This window comes from Bacteroides faecalis, assembly GCF_003865075.1.
GTDB lineage: Bacteria > Bacteroidota > Bacteroidia > Bacteroidales > Bacteroidaceae > Bacteroides > Bacteroides faecalis.
The window spans coordinates 324185-350873 of sequence record NZ_BHWB01000001.1 but is presented as its reverse complement, the minus strand read 5'-3'; the positions used below and the strand labels follow the sequence as shown (position 1 = coordinate 350873).

General features: G+C 37.8%; 15 protein-coding genes and 2 pseudogenes. 15 read left to right on the top strand and 2 right to left on the bottom strand.

All coding sequences use genetic code 11. The annotated features are described in order from the left end of the window. The first annotated feature begins 20 nt into the window (after positions 1 to 20). The 3 genes from EJF25_RS01300 (at position 21) to EJF25_RS01290 (ending at position 6821) form a co-directional block, all read left to right on the top strand. Positions 21 to 2072: a helix-hairpin-helix domain-containing protein gene (locus EJF25_RS01300; RefSeq protein ID WP_125039658.1), complete on the top strand. Its 2052-nt coding sequence runs from the start codon at positions 21 to 23 to the stop codon at positions 2070 to 2072. Positions 2073 to 2150: 78 nt separating this feature from the next. Continuing rightward, positions 2151 to 2924 (top strand): radical SAM protein, encoded by a 774-nt coding sequence (locus tag EJF25_RS01295; protein WP_125039657.1) that lies wholly within the window; start codon positions 2151 to 2153, stop codon positions 2922 to 2924. A gap of 30 nt (positions 2925 to 2954) precedes the next feature. Continuing rightward, complete coding sequence (locus EJF25_RS01290) at positions 2955 to 6821, top strand: TIM-barrel domain-containing protein (RefSeq protein WP_125039656.1); 3867 nt, start codon at positions 2955 to 2957, stop codon at positions 6819 to 6821. 299 nt (positions 6822 to 7120) lie between these two features. Here EJF25_RS01290 and EJF25_RS01285 read toward each other — a convergent pair whose 3' ends face one another. Then, a complete protein-coding gene (locus EJF25_RS01285) occupies positions 7121 to 8806 on the bottom strand; it encodes a SulP family inorganic anion transporter (protein ID WP_125039655.1) in 1686 nt (561 codons plus the stop codon). A gap of 250 nt (positions 8807 to 9056) precedes the next feature. Here EJF25_RS01285 and rbr point away from each other — a divergent pair, with 250 nt between their 5' ends. The 7 genes from rbr (at position 9057) to EJF25_RS01250 (ending at position 19935) form a co-directional block, all read left to right on the top strand. Next, a complete protein-coding gene (gene rbr / locus EJF25_RS01280; RefSeq protein ID WP_025076001.1) occupies positions 9057 to 9635 on the top strand; it encodes a rubrerythrin in 579 nt (192 codons plus the stop codon). A 237-nt stretch (positions 9636 to 9872) separates the two neighbouring features. After that, entirely contained in the window at positions 9873 to 11417 is a 1545-nt protein-coding gene (locus tag EJF25_RS01275) for a S8 family serine peptidase (RefSeq protein WP_125039654.1), read from the top strand. Next, the gene (locus tag EJF25_RS01270; RefSeq protein WP_125039653.1) at positions 11414 to 13681 is read left to right on the top strand and encodes a S9 family peptidase; all 2268 of its coding nucleotides are present in this window, start codon (positions 11414 to 11416) and stop codon (positions 13679 to 13681) included. Before EJF25_RS01275 ends, EJF25_RS01270 begins: the two co-directional genes overlap by 4 nt. 57 nt (positions 13682 to 13738) lie before the next feature. Continuing rightward, entirely contained in the window at positions 13739 to 16999 is a 3261-nt protein-coding gene (locus EJF25_RS01265; RefSeq protein ID WP_235016663.1) for a SusC/RagA family TonB-linked outer membrane protein, read from the top strand. A gap of 13 nt (positions 17000 to 17012) precedes the next feature. Beyond that, positions 17013 to 18413 (top strand): RagB/SusD family nutrient uptake outer membrane protein, encoded by a 1401-nt coding sequence (locus tag EJF25_RS01260; protein WP_125039651.1) that lies wholly within the window; start codon positions 17013 to 17015, stop codon positions 18411 to 18413. Positions 18414 to 18427: 14 nt separating this feature from the next. Continuing rightward, positions 18428 to 18643: a hypothetical protein gene (locus EJF25_RS01255; RefSeq protein ID WP_125039650.1), complete on the top strand. Its 216-nt coding sequence runs from the start codon at positions 18428 to 18430 to the stop codon at positions 18641 to 18643. A 26-nt stretch (positions 18644 to 18669) separates the two neighbouring features. Further along, entirely contained in the window at positions 18670 to 19935 is a 1266-nt protein-coding gene (locus EJF25_RS01250) for a Calx-beta domain-containing protein (protein ID WP_160119354.1), read from the top strand. A gap of 114 nt (positions 19936 to 20049) precedes the next feature. Here the strand turns inward: EJF25_RS01250 and nadB are convergent, their stop codons facing one another. Then, a complete protein-coding gene (gene nadB / locus EJF25_RS01245) occupies positions 20050 to 21621 on the bottom strand; it encodes an L-aspartate oxidase (RefSeq protein ID WP_125039648.1) in 1572 nt (523 codons plus the stop codon). A gap of 106 nt (positions 21622 to 21727) precedes the next feature. Here nadB and EJF25_RS01240 point away from each other — a divergent pair, with 106 nt between their 5' ends. The 5 genes and pseudogenes from EJF25_RS01240 to dacB all read left to right on the top strand — a co-directional run bounded on the left by EJF25_RS01240 (position 21728) and on the right by dacB (position 26551). Then, a complete protein-coding gene (locus tag EJF25_RS01240; protein ID WP_125039647.1) occupies positions 21728 to 22132 on the top strand; it encodes a PH domain-containing protein in 405 nt (134 codons plus the stop codon). A 164-nt stretch (positions 22133 to 22296) separates the two neighbouring features. Then, positions 22297 to 22359: pseudogene (locus EJF25_RS26455) on the top strand (hypothetical protein); the annotation flags it as partial. Then, positions 22360 to 23679: pseudogene (gene lpdA, locus EJF25_RS01235) on the top strand (dihydrolipoyl dehydrogenase); the annotation flags it as partial. A 224-nt stretch (positions 23680 to 23903) separates the two neighbouring features. Beyond that, positions 23904 to 25106 (top strand): TlpA family protein disulfide reductase, encoded by a 1203-nt coding sequence (locus tag EJF25_RS01230; protein ID WP_125039645.1) that lies wholly within the window; start codon positions 23904 to 23906, stop codon positions 25104 to 25106. A 26-nt stretch (positions 25107 to 25132) separates the two neighbouring features. Next, positions 25133 to 26551, top strand: a complete 1419-nt coding sequence (gene dacB / locus EJF25_RS01225; protein WP_370685677.1) for a D-alanyl-D-alanine carboxypeptidase/D-alanyl-D-alanine endopeptidase — start codon at positions 25133 to 25135, stop codon at positions 26549 to 26551. The last annotated feature ends 138 nt before the right edge of the window (positions 26552 to 26689 follow it).

The following is a 26689-nucleotide window of genomic DNA, read 5'->3' as shown; positions in this document are numbered from 1 at the left end:
AAAATGAAACATAAATTCAAATGAAAAGAAATCAACTTTTATGGTTGATAAGTATTATAAACAGCCTGTTGATTATTCCTGCTTGTAGTGCTCAAGACCAGCCTGAGAGCCTTCTAGATGATGTACTCGAAGATTTATCTGTTAATAATGATATTAATAACTCTATTAATGAGCAGAATTGGGAAAATGAATTGGAGGAACTTTCTGTTCGTTTACAAGAACCTGTTAATCTGAATGTAACTACCCGCGAACAATTGGAACAATTTCCTTTTTTATCTGATTTGCAGATAGAACATTTATTAGCTTATATATATGTACATGGCTCGATGAAGACTCTTTATGAACTTCAGTTAGTAGAGGAGATGGATAAGCGAACCATTCAATATTTACTGCCTTTTATATGTGTCGAAGAAATTAACAATAGATCTTCCTTTCAGTGGAAAAGTATGTTGAAAAATGCAGTGAAGTATGGAAAGCATGAAGTGCTAACTCGCATGGATATACCATTTTATAAGCGAAAAGGTTATGAACATACCTATTTGGGACCTTCTGTTTATAACTCTGTGAAGTATGGCTTTCGATATAGCGATCAACTTTATGCCGGAGTAGTTGCCGAGAAAGATGCCGGAGAACCTTTTGGAGCTTTACATAACCGTTATGGATATGATTATTACTCATTTTATCTGTTACTACAAAATTGCGGTCGGTTGAAAACATTATCTGTTGGTAACTATCGGTTAAGTTTTGGACAAGGATTGGTAGTCAGCACTGATTATCTGATGGGAAAGACTGTTTATGCTTCTTCATTTATATCCAGAGGAAAGGGTATTAAGAAACACTCCTCAACAGATGAAGTGAATTATTTCCGGGGAGTGGCGGCTACTGTGTCTCTTACTGAAAAGTTGGATATTTCCAGCTTTTATTCACACCGGTCGATGGATGGAGTATTGACAGGTAGGAAAATAACTTCTATTTATAAAGCAGGGTTACACCGAAGTCAAAAGGAAGCGGATAAGAAGAACTTGTTCACTTTACAATTAACAGGTGGAAATGTAAGTTATCAACATAAACATATTCACCTGGGAATCACAGGTATTTACTATGTTTTCAACCATCCTTATGAACCGGAATTAACAGGTTATTCCAAGTATAATCTTCATGGTAATCAATTCTATAATTTAGGTATTGATTATGCATATCAATGGCATCGTTTTTCTTTTCAGGGAGAGACAGCTAAAGGAAAACAAGGTTGGGCTTCTTTGAATCGTTTGCAGTATTCACTAATGGAAGGAACTCGTTTGATGTTGATACAACGGTTTTATTCGTTTGATTACTGGGCGATGTTTGCTCATTCTTTTGGAGAAGGAAGTACAGTTCAGAATGAACAGGGATATTATTTGGGGGTTGAAACTTCCCCTTTTCGTTATTGGAACTTTTTAGCTTCATGCGATTTATTTTCTTTTCCATGGAAAAAGTATAGAATCAGTAAGACCGGTTCTCATGGGATAGACGGTCTGATTCAGGCAACTTTTTCTCCACATAAAAATTTATCGATGTATCTAAAATACCGTTATAAACAAAAGGAACGGGATCTGACAGGAACTAAAGGTAGCATTATACTCCCGGTTTTTCATCATCAACTTCGTTATCGTTTGAACTATTCTTTGAATGAGGTGTTATCTTTTCGTACAACTTTAGAATATAATCATTTTCATTCTCAGGACAAAGCTGCTAGCCTAGGATATCAGGCTACAGAGATGATATCTTATCGACTGCCCGGAACCAGGCTGTTTGCTGAAGTTCAGGGCAGTTACTTTTATACGGATGATTATGATTCGAGAGTATATATATCTGAAAAAGGATTACTTTATACATTTTATACTCCTTCGTTTCAAGGACAGGGGTTTCGTTGTATTGCTCACCTTCGTTATGACTTGAATGAACATTGGATGTTCATAACCAAATTTGGAGAAACTACTTATTTAAATCGGAATGAGATAGGTTCCGGCAACGATTTAATTCGTGGAAATAAAAAAGCAGATATACAAATGCAACTACGTATCAAGTTTTAAAGTATCTTTGTCCAATGCTAAGATGTATGAAAATATACGTTTATTGGTCAAATTGTAAATTGTCAAAATCTAAATAAAATGACTATTATCTATCCTTCACCCATCTTTGGTCCTGTACATTCCCGCCGTTTGGGTGTTTCTTTGGGAATTAATTTATTACCGGCAGACGGTAAGGTTTGCTCATTCGACTGTATATATTGTGAATGTGGTTTCAATGCCGATCATCGTGCAAGAAAGCCCCTTCCTACTCGTGAAGAAGTTCGTACGGCTCTTGAAGAAAAGCTGAAAGATATGCAAGCAAACGGACCTACTCCTGATGTATTTACTTTTGCAGGAAATGGAGAACCGACTGCTCATCCTCATTTTCCGGAAATTATAGAAGATACGCTTGTTCTCAGAGATAAGTATTTCCCGAGTGCAAAAGTAAGTGTATTGAGTAATTCTACCTTCATTAATCGTCCGGCTGTTTTTGAAGCACTGAATAAAATAGATAATAACATTCTAAAATTGGATACGGTGAATGAAGAGTATATTCATTTATTGGATCGTCCCAATGGTAAATATTCAGTGAAGCAGATTATTGAAAAGATGAAGGAGTTCAAAGGGAATTGTATTATTCAAACTATGTTTTTAAAAGGAAGTTATCTTGGGAAAGACGTGGATAATACAACAGATGATTTTGTACTTCCCTGGCTGGAGGCAGTAAAAGAAATTGCCCCCTGGCAAGTGATGATATATACTATTGATCGTGAAACACCTGACCATGATTTGCAGAAAGCTACTCATGAAGAGTTAGACCGGATTGTAGAATTGATAAAGGAAACGGGAATTCCGGTTACGGCTTCCTATTGATATTTGATACTATACTATATAATAATAAAAATGAAAAACACCTATTCTTCTTATTTACGATATCTTAAAGGTATCATCGTATTATTGTTCCTGTATCCGGTAGTGCAGACATTTGCAGTAACGGACAATAAAGATGATGTTTTGTCGGGAAATCAGCAAGCTTCGGGCATTCTTGCTGTGAAAAAGATTAATCCTACGACTTTTGAAGTATTGTTGTCCGATCAACAACGGATAACAATCGATTTTTATGGAGAGAATATATTCCGTATTTTTCGGGATCCTACCGGAGGTATTATTCGTGATCCTGAAGCAACTCCTGAAGCACAGATATTGGTTGATCAACCCAGACGTAAAGTTTCTCAGTTTATAATAGGAGAAGATAAAAATGTCATTGCAGTGTCTACCGGAAAAGTACGTATTGAATTGGATAAGAAAACAACTTTGATGAAAGTTGCTAATCTGACAACCAATGCATACGTTATTGAAGAGATGGCTCCGGTGGTATTTGATCTTAAGAAAGTAACAGTTACTTTGAAAGAGAAACCGGAAGAATACTTTTATGGAGGGGGTGTGCAAAATGGACGTTTTTCTCATAAAAATAAAGTAATTGCCATTGAGAACCAAAATAGTTGGACAGATGGCGGAGTAGCTTCACCTACTCCTTTTTATTGGTCTACGAATGGTTATGGAATGATGTGGTATACTTTCAAGAAAGGGGAATATGACTTTGGTGCAACAGAAAAAGGAATGGTAAAACTGTCTCATGAGTCTCCTTATCTGGATATTTTCTATATGGTGAGTGATGGAGCTGTTGCTTTGCTAAATGATTTTTATCAATTGACTGGAAACCCGGTTCTGCTTCCCAAATTCGGTTTCTACGAGGGACATTTGAATGCTTATAATCGTGACTATTGGAAAGAAGATCCGAATGGAATTTTGTTTGAAGACGGGAAACGGTATAAAGAGAGTCAGAAAGACAATGGAGGCATTAAGGAATCATTGAATGGTGAAAAGAATAACTATCAGTTTTCTGCCCGTGGGGTAATTGACCGTTATAAAAATCAGGATATGCCTCTTGGATGGTTGTTACCGAATGACGGTTACGGTGCCGGTTATGGGCAAACGGAAACATTGGATGGAAATATTGATAACTTGAAAAAGTTAGGTGAATATGCTCGTGAGAATGGAGTTGAAATCGGACTTTGGACACAATCGGATTTGCATCCTAAAGAGGGAGTAAGTGCTTTATTGCAACGTGATATTGTTAAGGAAGTTCGTGATGCAGGAGTACGTGTACTGAAAACTGATGTAGCATGGGTAGGTTCCGGATATTCTTTCGGATTGAATGGTGTAGCAGATGTAGGTCATATCATGCCTTATTATGGAAGTAATGCCCGTCCTTTTATCATTTCATTGGATGGCTGGGCAGGAACTCAACGTTATGCCGGAATCTGGACAGGTGATCAAACCGGAGGTGTTTGGGAATACATTCGTTTCCATATACCGACATATATTGGTTCCGGACTTTCCGGCCAGCCGAATATCTGTTCGGATATGGATGGAATCTTTGGTGGTAAGAATGAAGCGGTTAATATTCGTGACTTCCAATGGAAGACATTTACTCCGATGCAGTTGAACATGGATGGTTGGGGAGCCAATGAGAAATATCCTCATGCTCTTGGAGAACCTGCTGCATCTATCAACCGGATGTACTTGAAACTGAAATCGGAATTGATCCCTTATGCTTATAGTTATGCTAATGAAGCGGTAGATGGCTTACCTCTTATTCGCGCTATGTTCCTCGAATATCCGAATGATTATACACATGGATCTGCAACACAGTACCAGTTTATGTATGGTACCGATTTTCTTGTAGCTCCTATTTATCAAATTACCAAAGGGGATAAAGAGGGGAATGATATTCGTAATGGTATCTATCTTCCCGAAGGTTCCTGGATTGATTATTTTAGTGGAGAGAAGTATGAGGGTAACTGTGTGATAAATAACTTTGATTCACCTATCTGGAAATTACCGGTATTTGTCAAGAGTGGAGCTATCATCCCGATGACTAATCCCAATAATAATGTTACGGAAATAGACCGTTCTCTTCGTATTTATGAATTCTATCCCAATCAGCATTCTTCTATGGTAGAGTATGATGATGATGGAGTGACGGAAGCATATAAAGACGGAAGATTTGCCACTACCTTGATTGAATCGGATGTAGATAACAAGAATCGTGTAACAATTACCATACATCCGGCAAAAGGAGATTTTAATGGTTTTGTGAAAGAAAAAAAGACTGAATTACGTATCAATGTTTCGGAAAAGCCTAAGAAACTTGTGGCAAAGATAGGTAATAAAGGAGTGAAATTGACAGAGGTGGCTACTATTGATGACTTCCTCAAAGGAGAAAATGTTTATTGGTATGAGGCTGTTCCTAACTTGAATAAGTTTGCAACCAAAGGAAGTGAATTTGAAAAAGTGGTGATTACAAAGAATCCGCAGTTACGTGTTAAACTTGCTTCTATAGATGTAACAGTGAATCCAGTAACACTGAAAGTAGAAGGCTTCCGCTTTGAACCGTCAGACAGCTATCGTGTGACAACAGGTGCTTTATCAGTTCCGCAAAATGTCCAGGTATCTGAACAAAACAGAGAAGCATATACTTTAAAACCAACATGGGATAAAGTGGCTAATGCTGATTATTATGAAATTGAGTTTAATGGTATGCTTTATACCACTATCAAGGATACGGAATTGTTATTTGAAGATCTGACTGCAAAAACGCCTTACAGTTTCAAAGTGCGTGCTGTCAATAAAGACAATATTTCCGATTGGGCAGAAATACATGTGACAACGAAAGAAAATCCGTTGGAATTTGCTATACATGGCATTGAAGGTGAGTCTTCTGCTGCTGCACAAGGTGGTGCCGGAGTAAATCGATTGTTCGACTTTGCTGAGTCAGGAGATGTTTGGCATACAAAATATAGTGTCAATTCAATCCCATTGGATTTGATTATTGATCTTAAGACAGTCAATCAGTTGGATAAATTCCACTATTTACCTCGTACGGATGCAGGAAATGGAACCCTATTGCAGGGAATTGTATTCTATAGTATGGATAAGGAGAACTGGACCGAAGCCGGTGCTTTTGACTGGCAACGGAATGCAGATGTAAAAGTATTCAGTTTTCCGGAACATCCTTCTGCTCGATACATTAAACTAGCTGTTACGGCAGGTGTTGGAAATTACGGTTCAGGTCGTGAAATATATGTATTTAAAGTACCTGGAACCAGTAGCTATTTGCAAGGTGATATAAATAATGATGGTAAGATAGACCGTAATGATCTTACTTCTTATATGAATTATACCGGATTACGTCATGGAGATTCAGATTATGAAGGATATATCAGTAAAGGGGATATCAATATGAATAATTTGATAGATGCTTATGATATTTCTGTAGTAGCAACACAACTGGAAGGTGGAGTCGATAAGGAAGCTGTCCAAAAGGTATCAGGTTCTTTATCCATTACTACTCCGAAACAGATTTATCAAAAGGATGAAATTGTAGAAATTCATGTAAAAGGTAACGAACTACAATCAGTGAATGCACTTAGCTTTGCTTTGCCTTATGATCAGAATGATTATGAGTTTATAGGTGTTGAACCGTTGAATATGAAAGAGATGGAAAACCTGACATATGACCGTTTACATACGAATGGAGTGAAATCTCTTTATCCTACATTTATTAATATAGGAAAGCAGGAATCACTGGAAGGGTCCGAAGAACTGTTCATCTTAAAGTTTAAAGCAAAACGCAAAGTGAAGTTTGAATTGCAGATGAAGGATGGAATATTGGTGGATAAGCAGTTGAGAATGTATCAATTCTAAAATATACTCTTCTGAGTTTATAAAAAGATCCGGGTTTCCGACCCGGATCTTTTATAAAGTTTATTTTATGATGTGAGCTTGATATGCTACCATGAGAACTATTTAAATCTTCTCTTAGCTCTTATTAAAAAGTATAATTGGTAATATTGGTTCGTTCTATTATAGTTTCCGCTTCGTTCCACAGTTATTTCCGTTGCGTCCCACATATATGGAACGAATTTGTTTTTATTATGTAAATAGATCATTTATATATTGAGGAAGTAAGTAATATACCTCTTTCTAAATAATATATATACCTCTTACTTATTTTTAGTAATGTCTTTTGCTCTATTTAATGCTACATTAATATTGGGGCAAATATTCTCTTTTCCCAGCAATTCATAGAAACCGGATTTACCTAATACATGATGCACTTTCTCATTGACTCCGGAAAGAATAACAGTAATTTTTTCTTTCTGGGACATTTGGCAAAGTGTTGTCAGATTATGTATACCGGTAGAATCAATAAAAGGAACTTTACGCATACGGATGATACGTACTTTCGGTCGATCTCCCAATTGCGCCATTGTTTCTTCAAATTTGGTAGCAATACCAAAGAAGTAAGGACCATTGATTTCATATACTTCTACTCCTTGAGGGATAGTCAGATGTTCTTCATGTAAGGTAATATCAGATTCAGAGTTGGGGTCAATCTCATCAGTGATAACTGAAATTTCTGTAGTTTCCATTACACGCTTCATGAAAAGAACACACGCTATGACTAGTCCAACTTCGATGGCAATTGTCAAGTCGAAGATAACAGTCAGAAGGAAGGTAATCAACAATACGGTAACGTCTGATTTAGGATTTTTCAGTAACGCTTTGAATACACGCCATCCACTCATATTATAAGATACAATGACCAGCACTCCGGCGAGGCACGCCATAGGTATGTATTGTGCAAGCGGCATTAAAAATAGCAAAATTAAAAGTAGGACTACTGCATGGATAATTCCTGCTACAGGGGTTTTACCTCCATTATTGATATTAGTCATCGTACGTGCAATAGCTCCTGTAGCAGGGATACCGCCAAATAAAGGAGTTATAATGTTTGCTACACCCTGTGCGACTAATTCTGTATTAGAATCGTGTCGGTCACCTATCACACCATCTGCTACTGTAGCGGATAGCAAAGATTCGATGGCTCCCAATACTGCAATAGTAATAGCTACCGGAAATAAATTTTTGATAGCTTCCCAGTTTAGGACTGGTACGGTGGCATCCGGAAGTTCAGAGTTGATCGTAAAGCGATCACCAATAGTAGGAATACAATCTATTCCGCCATAAATCTTCATTAAATATACAGCGACTGTCACTACCACAATAGCAATTAATGAACCTGGAATTTTTTTAGAAAACTTAGGAGAAATGGCAATGATAAAGATACTGACAAAACTTACGATCGTATTCCACCAGTTTACCGTATCAAAATGCTGGAAATAAATGATCCATTTTCCAATGAAATCACCCGGTACTTTTTCTCCTCCAAATGTCAGCCCAAATATATCTGCAATTTGTGTAGTAAAAATAGTGACAGCAATACCACTGGTGAAACCTACAATAATAGGGTAAGGAATAAATTTAATGACAGCTCCGAGTTTAAATACTCCTAATAATATAAGAAGAACACCCGCCATCAAAGTGGCAATTATCAGTCCGGCTTCACCATACTGCTGGATGATACCATAAATGATAACGATAAAGGCACCTGTCGGTCCTCCAATCTGTACCTTACTTCCTCCTAACAGAGAAATGATGAATCCGGCAATGATGGCAGTAATGATACCTTTTTCCGGCGATACTCCCGAAGCAATACCGAAAGCGATAGCTAAAGGAAGTGCTACAATACCAACGATAATACCTGCCATCAGGTCCGCCATAAATGTTTCTTTTGAGTAATTCTTCAGACAAGAAACCAGTTTGGGTTTAAATTCAAATAGCTTCATTTTTTATATGTTCTTTGTATATTTATTGCTCTTTTGTAATGTAGAGGTTGCAAAATTAGATAAAATAATTCATATAAGTATGTTTTGGAACATACTATTTGTCTGTTGATAGGTTTTATCAATGAGATGATAGTTTTTATTAATAAAGAAAAGAGTGTTTATTATGAACAAAAATCCTATATTTGCGTTATAAAATTATCGACAACTTACGTATAAATTGGTTTTTCATCAATTAAATTATATCAGAATTATGACTAAAAGTATTAAAGGAACTCAGACAGAAAAGAATCTGTTAACTTCATTCGCAGGAGAATCACAGGCAAGAATGCGTTACACTTATTTTGCAAGTGTTGCTAAAAAAGAAGGCTACGAACAAATTTCTGCTATTTTCACAGAAACAGCTGACCAGGAAAAAGAACATGCAAAACGTATGTTTAAGTTCCTTGAAGGTGGTATGGTTGAAATTACTGCTAGCTATCCGGCAGGTGTAATTGGTAATACACTCGAAAATCTGCGTGCTGCTGCAGCTGGTGAACACGAAGAATGGTCGTTGGATTATCCTCATTTTGCAGACGTTGCAGAGCAAGAAGGTTTCCCAATGATTGCTGCTATGTATCGTAATATCTCTATTGCTGAAAAAGGTCATGAAGAAAGATATTTGGCTTTCGTAAATAATATCGAGAATATGACTGTATTTGCTAAAGAAGGTGAAGTGGTATGGCAATGTCGTAATTGTGGTTATATCACTGTAGGTAAGGAAGCACCTGAAGTTTGTCCGGCATGTCTGCATCCACAAGCATACTTTGAAGTGAAGAAGGAAAACTATTAAAAAGTAATATACGAAGAAGAAAGCCGCGATGGGATCTCTATCGCGGCTTTTTTTATTTTCTTTTATCTGTTTTTTCTCTTTCTCCTTTTAGGAGTATATTTATTCCTTTTTCTTTATTTTTATGTTTTAGCTAAAAAAACTAATATGCGATATTGTTTATTATTGTATAATATCGTATTTTTGCGTGAAAACGTTGCATATTGCTTTGTTAAACGTGTAACTATAAAGCAGCGATATATGAAAAGATTAAAATTATTGGCTTGTTTGTTTGTTTACCTTAGTGTATCAAACATCTCTGTGGCTCAGGATTCTTTTTCGTTGAAATGGCATAAAATGTATAATGATACATTACAAGGAGTGAGGTCTGAAGATGCATTACATTTTTTAAAAACAGAAAAACGGCCCCCTCGCAAACAAATCATTGTCGGTATTATTGATTCTGGTATTGATACTACTGTTGTCGATCTTCAATCTGCTCTTTGGACTAACCGCAAAGAGAAACAGGACGGAAAGGATAATGATAAAAACGGATACACGGATGATATACATGGCTGGAATTTTTTAGGAACCAAAGACGGAACTTTTAATATGACTAGTGCCGGTACTGAAGAATATCGTGAATTTAAAAGACTTTTCCCTAAGTATAAAGACATGGATTCCGCTTCAGTAAAAGATGTTAGCGAATATGCTTATTATGAAAAGATGAAGAAGAAAGCAGGTATTGTGAATTACATAAAGTTTTTCGGATATACTGCCATGAAAGACGCTGCTTACCATGTGGTAGATTCCGTATTGCAAGTGACGGGAGTATCTGTAGACACATTGACGGTCAACGGACTTGCTCATTTGTCCATTGATAATGAGAAATGGAATAAAGCCTGCGAAACTCTATTTGTCGATATGTATAAAGGAGGGAAAGACGCATTATGGAAAAAAATCAGGGATACGCATAGGTCACAGTTCAATTTGATGAAAAAACGAATTGATGGTATTGAACATGATGCAGACAAACGACTGTTGATGGGAGATGATATGACGGATCCGAAGGATCGTTTTTATGGAAATACTATCCTACAGGTGGAAGGTTGTGATCACGGTACGTTTGTGGCTGGAGTCATTGCCGGACAAGGAGTGGGGGATGTGGCGGTGACAGGAGTTTATCCGGAAGCTAAGTTGATGATACTTCGTGCTGTACCCGATGGCGACGAATATGATAAGGATATAGCAACTGCTATCCGATATGCGGTAGATAATGGTGCTAAGGTCATTAATATGAGTTTGGGTAAATATACGTCTCCTAATGCGGAGATGGTAAATGAGGCCATTGCTTATGCTGCAAAAAAAGATGTTTTGTTGGTTCAGGCAGCGGGAAATAATAAGAAAGATATCGATGATGTTGCTTATTTCCCTTCGGCAAAAGATAAATCGGGAGCTATTTTCTCCAATTATTTAAGAGTGGGGGCATCAGATAAACTAGGAAAAATGTGTTCATTCTCCAATTATGGGCAGAAGGAAGTTGATGTGTTTGCTCCGGGTGAGGATATTACTTCAGTTACTCTCGGCAACGAATATATGAAGTCGCAGGGAACAAGTATTGCGGCTCCGGTGGTAACTGCCGTAGCTGCTATGCTTCGAGCATATTTCCCTAAATTAAAAGCTGCGCAGGTCAAGGATATTTTGATAAAAAGTGTTCGTCCGATGCAGGAAGAGGGACTTTGTACGAGTGGAGGTATTGTGGATGCATTACAAGCTGTGAAACTAGCAATGGAATATAAGAAATGAGAAAACTGACTTTTATATTATTCTCAAGCATTTTTTCCCTGTCTGTTTTTGCTCAGGAAGCGAATTGGACGCAGGCTGAAAAATGTTCCGCTGATTCTTTGGAACAATATATAAAAGGTAGAACTCTTTATCCCAATTGGATAAAAGGCAGCCACTATTTTTCCTATGACGTAAAAAGTCAGGATGGGAATCATCATTATTTGGTGAATGCTGAAAACGGGAAAAGGAAGAGCATGATAAAGGATAATGAACAGTTTGTCCGTCAATATGCTCAGATTACTGGAGATACATTGGATGCAAAAGATATTCAACTGTATGGGTACCAATTTAAGAATAATGATTTTAGCCGTTTTTATCTCGATAAGAAAGGCAAATCAATGGTCTATGATATGAATACAGGTAAGCTGTCTGAGATCCCGGTTGAAAAGAAAGTGACAGATCGTTTGAATCTCAAACAATCTTGTCATAGTGCTGATTCTTTATATAGTATGTTAGGAAGTGGTTATGACTTGTTTGTGCGAGATAATCGGACAGGGTCAGTAAAACGAATCACGTTTGACGGGAAAGAAGATGCTTCTTATACTTATCGTAATTCGAAGGATACGGTATCTACCAATTCGAAAGGTTTTTGGCTGGGACATCGGTATATATATATGATGCAGGACATGAGTGAAGTGAAAGAAATAAGCTTAATTCATTCACTGGGTAATTCACGTCCAACTACGAATACCTTTAAAATGCCTATGCCGGGTGATGCGGGAGTACGTCAGTATCGTGTGTTTTGGTATGATGCCGATCGGGGGCAAGGAAAGTTGCTGCCTGTCGAGAAGTATCCGGATCAGGTTGTGGCAATGGATTATTTCCGTTCTCTCACTGCATTATACATTACCCGGAGAAGCCGTAAGGCCGACAAGATAGATCTTTGCCGGATAAATGTGGAAGACGGTACGGTCACTGAGCTGATTTCGGAAGAGTGTGTTCCTCATATCAATCTTACTTTGTTTAACTATAAAATATTGGAGCAAGGTAAATATTTCATTTGGTGGTCGGAGCGTACGGGAAAAGGGAATTATTATCTCTATGATCATGACGGGAAGTTGCTGAATCGTATCACAAAAGGTGAAAGTCTTGTAGCAGGCAACATTGTCCATGTCGATACACTGAAAAGAGAAATGATCTTTTCCGGATACGGCAACGAGGAAGGCATAAATCCTTATTATACTTTTTTCTATAAAGCGCGTTTGGATGGTAAGAAACAAGTTTTGCTGACTCCCGGTAATGGCAATCATGAGTTGACTCTTTCCGGAGATAAAAAATATGCGATAGATAAGTATTCGCGTATGGATATGTTTCCTGTGATGAATGTATTGTCCATTGAAAACCCTGGGAAGAATTTTAAGGTGGACCAAATGGATGGTAGTAATCTGCGGCAGGCCGGATGGCACCCCCCTACTTTGTTGAAAGTGAAAGCGGCTGATGGACAGACAGATTTATATGGATTGATGTATCTGCCTTCCCATTTGGATAAGAGCAAGAAATATCCGATTATAAGTAATGTATATCCGGGCCCTCAGGATGATCAGATTCCGCAATCTTTCGTACTTGATGACAATGGAAATCAGTCTTTGGCGGAATTGGGATTTATTGTGATTAATGTAGCTCCGAGAGGAAGTTCGCCATTACGCGGACATGATTTTTATTGTTTTAGCTATGGTAATTTACGTGATTATCCGTTGGCAGATGATAAATATGTGATAGAACAGTTGGCTAAAGAGTACTCTTACATTGATTTAGATAGAGTAGGTATTTACGGGCATTCCGGAGGGGCTTTTCAGACGGTAGCTTCAATCCTTACTTATCCGGACTTTTATAAAGTGGCAGTAGCCGCTTCCGGCAATCATGATAACAATATTTATATTCAGTGGTGGGGAGAAATATTTCATGGATTGAATGAGAAAATAGATGCTAAGACGGGAAAAACGACTTTTTCCGTAAAAATTCCTACTAATATGGAGTTGGCAGGTAATTTGAAAGGAAAGTTGATGCTGATTACCGGTGATGTAGATAAGAATGTACCTCCTTCTTCTACTTATCGGTTAGCAGATGCCCTGATTAAAGCGAATAAGCGTTTTGATATGTTTATTCTTCCGGGAAAAGATCATGGAGTGATGAGTCCTTACTATCAGAACCTGATTCGTTATTACTTTGTGGAGAATTTGCTTCGGCCTTCACAGAGACATATTAATATTATTAACCATAAATAAAAGCTTATGAGATGTATGGGAATATTGAGAGTATTTCTACTGAATTGCTTTTGCTGCATGGCTATAGGCTTATCTGCTCAAAGGCCACAAGGTGATGCTACGATCCTTGTTAAGGTGACTATAGTGGATTCGGACAAAAATCCATTGCCGGGAGCTACAGTAAAAGTGGCAGGTAAAGCGCAGGGAGTTATCTCAAATGAGAACGGTGAAGTATCGCTGTGGGTTGATAAAAATGCTGAAATTGAATTTAGCTATGTCGGTATGAAACCTTTAGTAATGCGAGTGACTAAACCTATTTCCGGATATATTACGTTGGAAGATGAAATGTCTGAATTGGATCAGGTGGTAGTCACAGGATATCAACGTACTACCAAACGTCGTACTACGGGATCATTGGCAACATTAACGGCAAAAGATTTGAAAGGTGCACCAACAGCAAATTTGGATATGTTGATGCAGGGTAAAATTGCAGGTGTAGATATTAAAGCTGTTTCTGGTCGTCCGGGGGAATCTGCAAAGATTCGTATTCGAGGTACAAATACGATCACAGGTAATGCTGAGCCGTTGTGGGTAGTAGATGGAGTTCCTTTGCAGAGGGATATACCGAGTATCGAAACTAGCCGAATTAAAGCTGGAGATTTTAATGACATTTTTACGAATGGAATTGCCGGGATTAATCCTAGTGATATCGAATCTGTTACAGTTTTGAAAGATGCTTCTGCAGCTGCTATTTATGGTTCTCGTGCAGCAGGTGGCGTAATTGTTGTGACAACGAAACGGGGAAAAGAGGGTAAGATGCAAATTAATTATTCTACGAATGTTTCTATTGTTACAAGCCCTCCTAGAGATGCAAACTTGATGAATTCCAAAGAAAAGTTGGCTTGGGAGCAAGAATTGTGGGATGAATTTTCTGCAAAGAAGTTTGCAGAAGGTAGTAATTATCCGGTAATAGGTATTGTGGGGATGATTCGTTCTGGATATAAACAATATGCTGGCATGACTAAGGAGCAACAAGATGCAACAATTGAATCTTTGGGGGCACATACGACAGATTGGTTTCAAGAACTGTTTCAGAATTCTGTATCGCAGAGCCATTATTTGTCTTTATCCGGAGGTTCAGAAAAGAATTCATATTACGTATCACTGGGATATTCACAGAATAACGGATTAGTGAAGAAAACAGATTATGATCGTTATAATGTTAATGCTAAAATAGATATGAAACCCAATAAACGGGTAAAATTAGGTTTTACGGCTGATATGGCGATGCAACATTCAAACTCCTCTTCATTAGGTGTGGATCCATTCAAGTATGCTTATTTTGCTAATCCATATGAAAAGGTTTATAATGAAGACGGTTCATATGCAGCAGATAATACTTATTATAGTTTATCACATGCTAATGGTTCTTATGATGTAAGATTACCAAAAGATGGATATAATATATTCCGCGAGATCAATGAAACATCCAATAATACGAAAAATATTTCAGCTTCGTTAATTGCTAATTTAAATGTAAATATCCTCGATAATTTTAGCTTTGAAGGTCTGGCTTCGTATGGCTATGTTTCAAATACGACCGATAATATTAACGGAAAGAATACTTATGCGGCATGGACAGACCGTCCTTTTAAAGATGATAATACAGATCGTATATATGGTTCAATCACACAGACTTCGGCATATAATACCAGTTATAATTTGCGAGGACAGTTGCATTATTTCAATACATTTGCTGAAGATCATTATATCAGTGCTTTGTTGGGAACAGAGATTCGAGGGCAATATGCTAAAAGTATTTATGAAAAACGATATGGGTATGATCCGGTGACGGGTAATTCAGCAACGCCTACTTATCCGTCAGATACTAAGATAGAATATGCTGATTTATTAGCTTATGCTGCTATTATAGATGGGTTGTCGGGACAAAGTATTGTAGAAGATGCATTTGCATCTTTCTATTTTTCATTTGATTATGTGTTTAAACAACGTTATGTTCTTAGTTTTACAGGGCGTACCGATGGCTCTAATAATTTTGGGAGTAAAGAACAATTTAATCCTACGGGGTCATTAGGTTTGTCGTGGAATGTAGATCAAGAAGCTTTTATGCAATCCTTGAAGTCTGTTATCAGTAGTCTTTCATTTCGTGCTGCATTTGGATATACTGGAAATATAAATAAAAGTGTTTATCCGCAATTAGTAATGGATTATAATACATCATTCCGTCGGACAGATACAGACTATTATCGTATGGGATATTTGAAGAATGCGCCAAATCCACATTTGCGTTGGGAGAAAACAAGAGATATGAAAATATCGATGGATATGGGCTTTTTTAATGATCGTTTCCGTTTGCAAGGAGAACTTTATGATCGTCGGACACATGATGCGGTTACGACTGTATCTGTTCCTAATACTACGGGATTTTCGTCTCAATCTTACAATACTTCGGAGTTATTAAACCAAGGAATTGAAGTTACTTTGAATGCCAATGTTTTAAAAACAAAAGATTGGAATATTTCTGTTTCTACAAATATAGCTTATAATCGGAATAAGTTGTTAAAGTATGATGTTAATTCTGGGTATCGTAGTTGGGGGACTAATCATGTAGGGTATCCTTTGGGAGCTATTATTAGTGGAAAGGTAAACAAAATTGATAAAAAATTAGGTATTTATACGTATGAGCCACGTCCTGATGCTGTGTTTACAACAGCAGAAGACCGTCGAAATGTTAATAACTATTCTTTTTACTTAGGAACTAGTACTGCTCCTACTAATGGAGGATATTCTATTTCAGTTTCTTATAAAAATTTGAATTTAAGTATAGGAGGAACCTACTCATTAGGTGGAAAAATTTTAAATAATATAAATTGCCCAATTAGTTACAGTACGCTATCAGGAAGCAAGCTAGAGTCAGTACCAACACAAGAAAATGATTTATATATTAATCATTTGAATGTGACAAAAGATGCAGTAAATCGTTGGACACCCAATAATCCCATTACGAATGGTCATCCACGTATCATCGATGCGTATGGTGAAGATCTTGGACTTGACGATTTTGTACCATCCATAGATTTTATAACTAAAGCTTCTATGTTAGAAGATGTATCTTATTTTAAACTTGGTTCGTTAATGATAGGCTATAATTTTACGGGTAAGTGGATGCAGAAAGCACATATTAATTCGTTAGCATTGTCATTCAGTATGAGTAATTTATTTACTATTACAAACTACTCCGGCATTGACCCAGAAACTCCGGGAGCGGTTTACCCCACTCCACGTACATTCTCAATGGGACTTTCTGTCGGATTTTAAATGGAGGAAAACAATGAAGAGAAAGATTATTTTATGGATATATGGACTTGTAACATTGTCTTTTATTTCCTGTAGCCATTATTTGGATATTAAACCATATGGGAAAACAATACCTAAGACATCTGAAGAATTTTCAGCGTTATTACATACTTGGTTGAATGAAATAGATGGAGGTGTAGATGAATTTCTGGTTGGAAATTCATCGGTACTATTGGATATGGATGGGGCATATGGGGATGACTTTGAAGTTTGTCTGACTTCACAGAATGGACGACTTATGAGTGTTTATGTAGGAAATTTAGTCGGTTCAAGAGCTCCTTCAAGACAATATAGTAAGTATTATGAGATAATACGTGATTGTAATATTGTTTTGGGAGAAATGGAAGAAAGTGGAACAGCAGAAGTAGGTGAAGTACGCGCTACTGCCTACGCTATGCGTGCTGTTGCTTATTACCAATTATTACGTTTTTATTGTGAAGTGCCGCAAATTGGTAATTTTGAAAATCAGTTAGGCGTACCTTTGGTGATGTCATTTGATATGGAAGAAAGACCTATTCGTAGTACAATGCAGGAAACAATTGATTTAATTGAATCTGATTTAAATCATTCACTTTCCTATCATATGAAAAATGACCTTTATCGCTTTACAGAAGATGTAGTTAAAGGCTATTTAGCGCGTTTATATTTCTGGACCAAACAATGGGGAAAAGCTTTACCATTGGCGCAAGAGTTACTGACAAAGTATGGATTATTGGAAGGAGATGCTTATAAAAATATGATGTCTACTTCTTATGACCTTGTAGGGAATCAATTATTGAAATCATATCGGATGACTGTTGATATGAGTGAAATAACAGCATCAAAAACTTATCTTCAATATCGTCCTGTGAGCAAGAGGTTTTTAAATACATTTACTGAGGAAGAGAAAGTAAGCGATATACGTTATGCACTTTGGGTAAATAATAAAAGGATAGCTATAAAGACTTTCTTTTGTGGTATGCGTATAGCTGAGTTTAAACTAATGGAAGCGGAGTGTTATTACCATTTAGATAAGCCGGAATTGGCATTACGTTCAATTAATGATCTGCGCGCTCATCGTATTAATGATTATAAGGATTTAGTAATGGATAATCTGCCTTCTCTTCAAGATACAGAAATTATTGTAACTGATGCGGAAGGAAATACTCTGACTCCGTTGATGGGCTTAATTTTACGTGAACGGAGGAAGGAATTGTTTTTGGAGGGAGACCGTTTTTTTGAACAGAAAAGAAACGGTATGCCTGAGTATTGGACAGCATACAATGGTCGCAAATATGTAACTCAAAAGTATATGTATACGCTGCCCATTTCACCTAGGGAGATAGAATTAGTTGATGGGTTAATACAGAATCCCGGATATACAGAATTAGAATGAAAGGAGAAGAGAGTATGAAAAAGAAAATGATTTATGGTGTACTAATTGTTTGCTTGTTATTGACAAACTGTATGTATTCTGCTTGTGAGGATATAGATGAGGTACCTCCAAGAGAAACTGTAGTAAGCAGTGAGGTGTACAAAATACCGGATCCGGTTGTACTGAATACAAATGAAATTGCTGTGATTGATGCTATTAAGCAGGAGTATAATGAACATGTATCTCAATAATTATTAATTAAAAAACGATGAAAATTATGAAGAAAGTTTTGTTTTATTTATTTGTGATGTGCTCGTTAGTAGTTACGTCTTGTTCATCTGATGATGACGATAATTTTGTAGAGGTGATAGAATTGAATTTTAATCAGGCGCATTATTCTTTAGCTAAAGGTGAAATAGAGTTAAGGCTTATTTCAGATCAACCTGCTTCTGCTACAGTTTCTATACCAGTTTTATTTTCAGGGACAGCAGTGGAAGGTACAGATTTTACAGCTGATAAATCGATTACATTAAAAGCAGGTGAGACAGAAGCCGTACTTAAAGTAAAACGTATCGAAGAAAATATTGGTGAAGACGATAAAGAGTTGGTTGTAAACTTGGGAACGGCTCCTACAGGTTTTAAAGTTGGAGTTGGAAGCTATACATCTGTAGAATTACTTGGCACTACAGGAGTTATTATGTCATTTGATGATGTTTCCGGTATTTTAACTGAAGCTACTTCTTATGGTATTACTCTTGAAACTATGACGGGAGCTGTTTATAAAGTATCAGAGGAAACAAGATTTGATATAGAGGTTGATCCTTCTTCTACTGCAGTGGAAGGTACTCATTTCTCGTTTGATGGTGGTAAATATGCGACTGTTCTTAAAAATAAAAACAAAGGAACTGTATCTGTTAAATTCCTGAAGAAGGAAGAAGGAAAAGATAAATTGGTGTTACGCTTGGTAGAAAGGGATGGATATGCTTATGGTAATAATGCTTCCATTATAATTACTATTAGTGGCCCGTATATATTAACTGGTACATGGGCATTTGATAAAATATCTAATTTAACATTCTATCAAAATATGTGGGGAGAAGATATTACTAAATTTCCAACAGGAACTTCTGCAGATCAGATTAAATTTGAGGGTAATTCTTATCAAGAATATACTTTTATTCCTACTTTAAGTGGTGAACTGAAAAACTATTTTGGTACAGAATCTTGTACGGTAACTTATAAAGAGGAACTTGAAAAAACAATTGAGGAAGAGAGTACTCGGTATCAAGTAACTGCAAAAATAGCAGTGTTACAGTTTCCTTCAGTTAATGTAAATTTTTCTGCTAATAATACTAGTAATCGTGCGGCAGTTGTTGGTTTCCGCATTATAAAGTCAGACGGAAAAGATATACTTGAATGTACTATTGATGATTTTGAACCTACGGATTTTATGACGGATACTTATGATATGATGAAAGATTATGGAGAAGATCCTATTATGAAATCAGCTCCGCTTCGTTTGCATTTCACTCGAGTCAAATAAATAACTGTAAATAGCTAGTATAAAATGAAGAGGCTGAATTTTAAGACTTTCAGTTTTTAATTTGATGAAGTTTTAGAATTCAGCCTCCTATTAAATGGTTGAGGTTCTTTTTAATCATTCTTTTTTTCGTGGATAATCAATCGTATAATGTAGTCCCCGGCTTTCTTTCCGTTCCATAGCCTGACGTGTAATCAGATAACCTACATTAATCATATTACGAAGTTCGCAAAGTTCACGGGTAGCTTTACTGCTCTTAAATAGTTTTTCCGTCTCCTCATAAAGAATATCCAGACGATTCCAGGCACGGGTCAGACGAAGATTACTGCGGACGATACCGACATAAGACTCCATAATCTGATTGACTTCCTTCATGCTTTGAGTAATCAGTACCCGTTCTTCTGTAGAAATCGTTCCTTCATCATTCCACTCTGGAATGTCTTCATTGAAGTCATAACGTTCAAGTACGCTTAAAGCATGTTTGGCAGCTGCATCAGCGTAAACCACGGCTTCTATCAACGAATTGGAAGCCAAACGATTTCCACCGTGCAGACCGGTACATGAACATTCACCCAATGCGTACAGGCGGCGGATACTGGATTGACCATCCAGATCGACTGTGATACCTCCGCAAAGATAATGTGCGGCCGGAGCTACCGGTATATAATCTTTGGTAATATCGATGCCGAGACTGAGGCATTTTTTATAGATATTCGGGAAGTGCTTTTTGGTTTCTTCCGGGTCTTTATGTGTTACGTCGAGATAGACATGGTCGTCTCCGCGTTGTTTCATTTCATTGTCGATGGCACGTGCTACGATGTCGCGTGGAGCTAATGACAGGCGTGAATCGTATTTTTGCATAAACTCTTTGCCATCCTGTGTACGGAGTACGGCACCATATCCGCGCATTGCTTCTGTGATGAGAAAACTCGGACGGTCTCCCGGATGGAAGAGAGCTGTGGGGTGGAACTGAATAAATTCCATATCATTTACTGCACCTTTGGCGCGGTAAACCATAGCGATTCCATCTCCTGTGGCTACTAACGGATTAGTTGTATTGCGATAAACTGCTTCACATCCGCCGGTTGCCATTACCGTTACTTTGGAGAGGAAAGTATCTACTTCTCCGGTAGCTTCGTTTAATACATACGCACCGTAACATTTAATGCCGGGAGTGTAGCGGGTTACGATGATTCCCAAATGATGTTGGGTAATGATTTCTACTGCGAAGAAGTTTTCGAATACAGTAATATTCGGATGGTTTTTCACCGTTTCAATCAGGCTGTCCTGTATCTCTGCTCCGGTGTTATCTTTATGGTGAAGAATACGGAATTCAGAGTGACCGCCTTCTTTGTGCAAGTCAAAATCTCCGTTGTCCTTCTTATCAAAGTTTACTCCCCACTTGATCAGTTCGTTGATTTGTTCGGGAGCGTTACGAACTACTTTTTCTACTGCTGTACGGTCACTAATCCAGTCACCTGCAATCATCGTATCTTCAATGTGCTTTTCGAAATTGTCTACTGCAAGATTAGTAACAGAAGCGATACCGCCCTGAGCGAAAAATGTATTGGCCTCTTCTAACCCGGCTTTACAGATAAGAGCAACTTTACCTTTGTGCGCAACTTTCAGCGCAAAACTCATACCGGCAATTCCGGAGCCGATGACGAGGAAATCGAATTTTCTTACCATAATTTTGTTATTTCTCACCGCAAAGCTACAAAATAACTCACTTCGTTGTACTTTTCGTTGTCACTAATTCATAAAATTGCTACCTTGCACGCAAAAATCTGACAAAATGAATCGAATATTCCATGCTCGTATTGCCTGGTATCAGTATTTTGCTTTGGCGTTGTTTACAGTGAATGCTGTTGCTGCTTTATGGTGCAAATATATCTTGCCGGCGGTGTTTCTGATGTTATTGTTGATCGTATTGATTGAACAGATTATTCATACTGTTTATACCGTAACTTCGGACGGAACGCTAATTATACATCAGGGACGTTTCAGCCGTAAGAAAGTAATTCCTATTTCCAAGATTGATTCTATTGAGCAATGCCGTTCCATGAAATTCGGTCGGTTTTCAGTGACTCGTTATGTGCTGATAAAATATGATGAAAGAAAATATGAAGCACTAATGCCTGTCAAAGAACAGGAATTTATACAGTTGATTGAGAAAAGGATGTTGAATGAAGAAACTTGATTCTAAAAGATGATTTTAAGATTCATATTCTCTTCTTGAACATATTCTGAGGACAATTGTTGGACATCTATATTCATCTGGTCGATATATATGCCTAGCATACAGAGTATAACGATTAAATAAATGAACCATAAGTCATATAAAAGTTATATAAATTATTTACTATGAAATACCAAGTGATCATTATTGGTGGAGGGCCTGCAGGATATACAGCTGCCGAAGTTGCCGGTAAAGCCGGTTTGAATGTATTGCTGATCGAGAAAAGCAGTTTGGGTGGTGTCTGTTTGAATGAAGGTTGTATTCCTACGAAAACATTACTTTATTCTGCAAAAACGTACGATAGCGCCAAACATGCTTCAAAATATGCAGTGAATATATCGGAAGTTTCTTTTGATTTACCCAAAATTATTGCAAGGAAAACGAAAGTAGTGCGTAAACTGGTACTGGGAGTAAAGGCAAAGCTGACTTCTAATAATGTGACTATTGTATCAGGTGAAGCTAAAATTATTGATAGGAACACAATTCGTTGCGGCGAAGAGGTATTTGAAGGGGAAAATCTGATACTTTGTACAGGTTCCGAGACTTTTATACCTCCTGTTCCTGGTGTAGAGTCGATAGATTATTGGACACATCGCGAAGCATTGAACAATAAAGAATTGCCGTCTTCTTTGGCCATCGTCGGTGGCGGAGTGATCGGAATGGAGTTTGCTTCGTTCTTTAATAGTCTGGGAGTAGAGGTGACCGTCATTGAGATGATGGATGAAATTCTGGGTGGCATGGATAAAGAGCTTTCCGGCATGTTGCGGGCTGAATATGCAAAGCGGGGAATCAAATTCCTGCTTAATACGAAGGTTACAAGTTTCTCCCCGTCACTCTCTCAAGAAGGGATAAGATATACCTATAAACCTATGTTGGAGAACGAACCTTCAGATTGCCTTTCTCAACCGGAAGAAAGTTTTGGAGAGACTGATCGTTTACTACTTAGTGTGGGGCGTCGTCCTGTGATGAAAGGTTTCGGGCTTGAAAACCTTCATCTGGAAAGAACAGAGCGGGGAGCTATTAAAATAAATGCCCAAATGCAGACTTCCGAACCCAATGTGTATGTTTGCGGTGACCTGACCGGTTTTTCTTTATTGGCTCATACGGCTGTTCGTGAAGCAGAAGTAGCTGTACATTCTATATTAGGCAAAAAGGACAGTATGAGTTATCGTGCTATTCCGGGAGTGGTTTATACCAATCCGGAGATTGCGGGAGTAGGCGAAACAGAAGAATCTGTTCTGGCGAAAGGGATCAATTATCGGATTGTGAAACTTCCGATGGCTTATTCCGGTCGTTTTGTGGCGGAGAATGAAGGGGTGAATGGAGTTTGTAAAATACTTCTGGACGAACAAGAACGAATTATAGGTGCACATGTAATGGGGAATCCGGCTTCGGAGATTATTACACTTGCCGGAACTGCCATTGAATTGGGACTGACGGCTGAACAATGGAAAAAGATAGTCTTTCCCCACCCTACTGTAGGTGAAATTTTCAGGGAGGTATTGTGAGGTTGATTTTGTCATCCTGAACTTGTGAAGGATCTCTTCTCTTTGAATACAGAGAGAAAACATTTATTCTAGAAAAGATTCTTCCTCCCTGCGATCGTCTATACCATAATATAAAAATCAAAAGATGTTTTGAGCGAAGCTAATGACAGATACTATAATTGACCTTAGTATGAATTAATTATGTTGTATTACTAATAACTGTTTCATATAAATTAGAAGATAAAATGAAAAAGTGTATTGTTTGGGTTTTCTTATTGTTGCTTATATGTATGACTATGATCAACTGTTCAATTCAGAAAAGGAGAAATATTCCGGCAAATGAGTATTTCATTTATGGAAAGTTGAAGAACGTTCCGGATAGTGTTGTCATTGGTTTGTACGTGAGTGAAGGGAATATTATAAAATTGCTGTCTCAAGATACATTGACCAATGGAGAGTTTTCATTTCGTGACACCATTTCGGATACTCAACAGTTATTATTAATGTCTAAAAGTAAAGGCTTTCCCGGTGTATGGCTGAACGTGTGGGTAGCACCGGGGAAATATGTTGAAGTCAGTGGACAAGACAAACTTTTGAGAACCTGGACGATAGAAAGTGATATTCCCGAACAATTGGAAGAGAACCGTTTTATGGGTTGTGCCATGACGCAACAAAGAGAATTGATGCAACATTTAGCTGCCAGTTATGATTGGCAGCGTATGATGTTTATTGATCATCCGGGAGATGAAGAGTTTGCTAAAAAAGCATGGGCTAAAATAGATTCTATTCGGAAGCTGGAAAATCCGTTGCAAAAGGAAATCTGGAAAAAAGAAATGGAATATATGAAAAGTGCTCCCGTTTCCAGGGTTTGGATTAATAATTTGTTACTGTATGCTTCTATGATGAAATACGAAAATATTATGCCCTATAAGGATGAAGTGAAAGAACTTTATACCAGAATGTCCGATGAAGAGAAACAAACGCCTGCCGGACAGGAAATTACTCAATATATTTATCCGCCTGTTACTGTTGGCGTGGGAGATGAAATGGTAGATGGAGATTTATATGACAGTGCGGGTGTGTTACATCACCTTGCAGAGTTTAAAGGAAATTACATCTTACTTGATTTCTGGAGTAGCGGTTGCGGACCTTGTGTACAATCTATACCTGAAATGAAGAAGATTGTAGCAATGTATAAAGATAAACTTATAGTAGTCAGTATCAGTGAAGATCCGAAAGACAACTGGAAAGAGTATATAAAAAATAACGGTATGGAAGGTAATCAATGGAATGAACTCCGTAGAGGTCGTACCGGGCTTGCAGCAAGCTATCAGGTGAACGGAATACCATATTATGTACTTATTGCCCCTGACGGAAAGATTCAAGATGTGTGGTCGGGATATGGAGAAGGGTCGCTTTTAAATAAGGTGAAACGGAATATTAAGTAATTGAGGAAGAAGATTATAGAGGAAATATGAAGAAACAATTTTATGTGAGGAAAACTTTTATATCGGTTGTATTGTCTATCTGCTTTTTGCCTTTATGGGGGCAGAGTGACTTTTCTCAGATTGATTCATTAATCAAAAAGATGCTTCCTGAAGCCTCTGAAGTCGGGATATCTGTTTATGACCTGACGGCAAAGGCTCCATTATATAATTTTCGTGCCGATAAACTCTCCCGTCCTGCTTCGACAATGAAGTTACTGACGGCAATTACTGCCCTTTCCCGCCCCGAAGCTGACGATCCTTTTCGTACAGAAGTATGGTATGACGGTGTGATAGAGCATGATACCTTGCAAGGCAATCTATATGTTGTAGGAGGATTTGATCCTGAATTTGACGAACTGGCAATGGATTCGCTGATAGAAGATGTGATCACTTTCCCTTTCTCCGTGATTAACGGACAGGTGTATGGAGATGTGTCCATGAAAGACTCACTTTATTGGGGGAGCGGTTGGGCATGGGATGATAATCCGGAAGCTTATCAACCTTATTTGTCTCCGCTGATGTATTGTAAAGGTGTTGTCGAGGTGGAAGTTGCCCCCGGTGCTCAACAGGGAGATTCGGCAAGGGTCTCTTGTAAACCGAACTCTTCTTATTATACGGTGACGAATCAGGCAAAAACACGTACTCCATCTGCCGGAAAGTTCTCTGTTTCACGTGATTGGCTTACCAATGGGAATAATATCATTGTAGAAGGTAATATGGATGGTATTCGTAAATCCTGGGTAAATGTCTATGATTCGAAGTGCTACTTTATGCACGCATTTCTTGAACGACTTCAGGAGCGTGGAATTATAGTTCCCCAATCGTATGATTTTGCTGAAATTCCTCTTGTTGGAGTGCAAAAGATGAGTAGTCGGGAAACTCCGGTGCAAGACGTTTTGAATCAATTGATGAAGGAAAGTGATAATTTGAATGCAGAAGCATTTCTTTGTCGTCTGGGAGCGCAAGCCACCGGCAAGAAATATGTAACGGCTAAAGACGGGATTACCGAGATTATGAATCTGATTGAGCAATTGGGGTACGAACCGAAAGACTATAAGATTGCAGATGGTTGCGGATTGTCGAATTATGACTATCTCTCTCCTGCCCTGCTTGTGGATTTCCTGAAATATGCTTATTCTCAGACTGACATTTTTCAGAAGTTGTATAAAGCACTTCCCATTGCCGGAATTGACGGGACGTTGCAAAACCGGATGAAAGGGACCGTTGCTTATAAGAATGTACATGCAAAAACCGGATCTTATACAGCAATTAATGCATTGGCCGGATATTTGAGAATGCAGAACGGTCACGAAGTCGCATTTGCCATTATGAATCAGAATGTGCTTTCTGCTGCTAAAGCAAGGGCTTTTCAGGATAAGGTTTGCGAAATAATAATCGGGCATTAATGATCGAATTAAGTGTAAGTTTTCTCTTTCTCATTCTTTTTTTAAGAAAATACTGTTTTGTTTGAACGTTTCCTTTCTTCGCGTGTATGCTTTGTCGGAACGGTTCTATTGAAAACAATGTCAAATTAAAAAAAGTAA

Excerpts from the sequence above, each read along its gene's own strand:
- EJF25_RS01300 (WP_125039658.1), top strand. The coding sequence starts at position 21 with ATGAAAAGAAATCAACTTTTATGGTTGATAAGTATTATAAACAGCCTG.
- EJF25_RS01295 (WP_125039657.1), top strand. The coding sequence starts at position 2,151 with ATGACTATTATCTATCCTTCACCCATCTTTGGTCCTGTACATTCCCGC.
- EJF25_RS01290 (WP_125039656.1), top strand. The coding sequence starts at position 2,955 with ATGAAAAACACCTATTCTTCTTATTTACGATATCTTAAAGGTATCATC.
- EJF25_RS01285 (WP_125039655.1), bottom strand. The coding sequence starts at position 8,806 with ATGAAGCTATTTGAATTTAAACCCAAACTGGTTTCTTGTCTGAAGAAT.
- rbr (WP_025076001.1), top strand. The coding sequence starts at position 9,057 with ATGACTAAAAGTATTAAAGGAACTCAGACAGAAAAGAATCTGTTAACT.
- EJF25_RS01275 (WP_125039654.1), top strand. The coding sequence starts at position 9,873 with ATGAAAAGATTAAAATTATTGGCTTGTTTGTTTGTTTACCTTAGTGTA.
- EJF25_RS01270 (WP_125039653.1), top strand. The coding sequence starts at position 11,414 with ATGAGAAAACTGACTTTTATATTATTCTCAAGCATTTTTTCCCTGTCT.
- EJF25_RS01265 (WP_235016663.1), top strand. The coding sequence starts at position 13,739 with ATGGCTATAGGCTTATCTGCTCAAAGGCCACAAGGTGATGCTACGATC.
- EJF25_RS01260 (WP_125039651.1), top strand. The coding sequence starts at position 17,013 with ATGAAGAGAAAGATTATTTTATGGATATATGGACTTGTAACATTGTCT.
- EJF25_RS01255 (WP_125039650.1), top strand. The coding sequence starts at position 18,428 with ATGAAAAAGAAAATGATTTATGGTGTACTAATTGTTTGCTTGTTATTG.
- EJF25_RS01250 (WP_160119354.1), top strand. The coding sequence starts at position 18,670 with ATGAAGAAAGTTTTGTTTTATTTATTTGTGATGTGCTCGTTAGTAGTT.
- nadB (WP_125039648.1), bottom strand. The coding sequence starts at position 21,621 with ATGGTAAGAAAATTCGATTTCCTCGTCATCGGCTCCGGAATTGCCGGT.
- EJF25_RS01240 (WP_125039647.1), top strand. The coding sequence starts at position 21,728 with ATGAATCGAATATTCCATGCTCGTATTGCCTGGTATCAGTATTTTGCT.
- EJF25_RS01230 (WP_125039645.1), top strand. The coding sequence starts at position 23,904 with ATGAAAAAGTGTATTGTTTGGGTTTTCTTATTGTTGCTTATATGTATG.
- dacB (WP_370685677.1), top strand. The coding sequence starts at position 25,133 with ATGAAGAAACAATTTTATGTGAGGAAAACTTTTATATCGGTTGTATTG.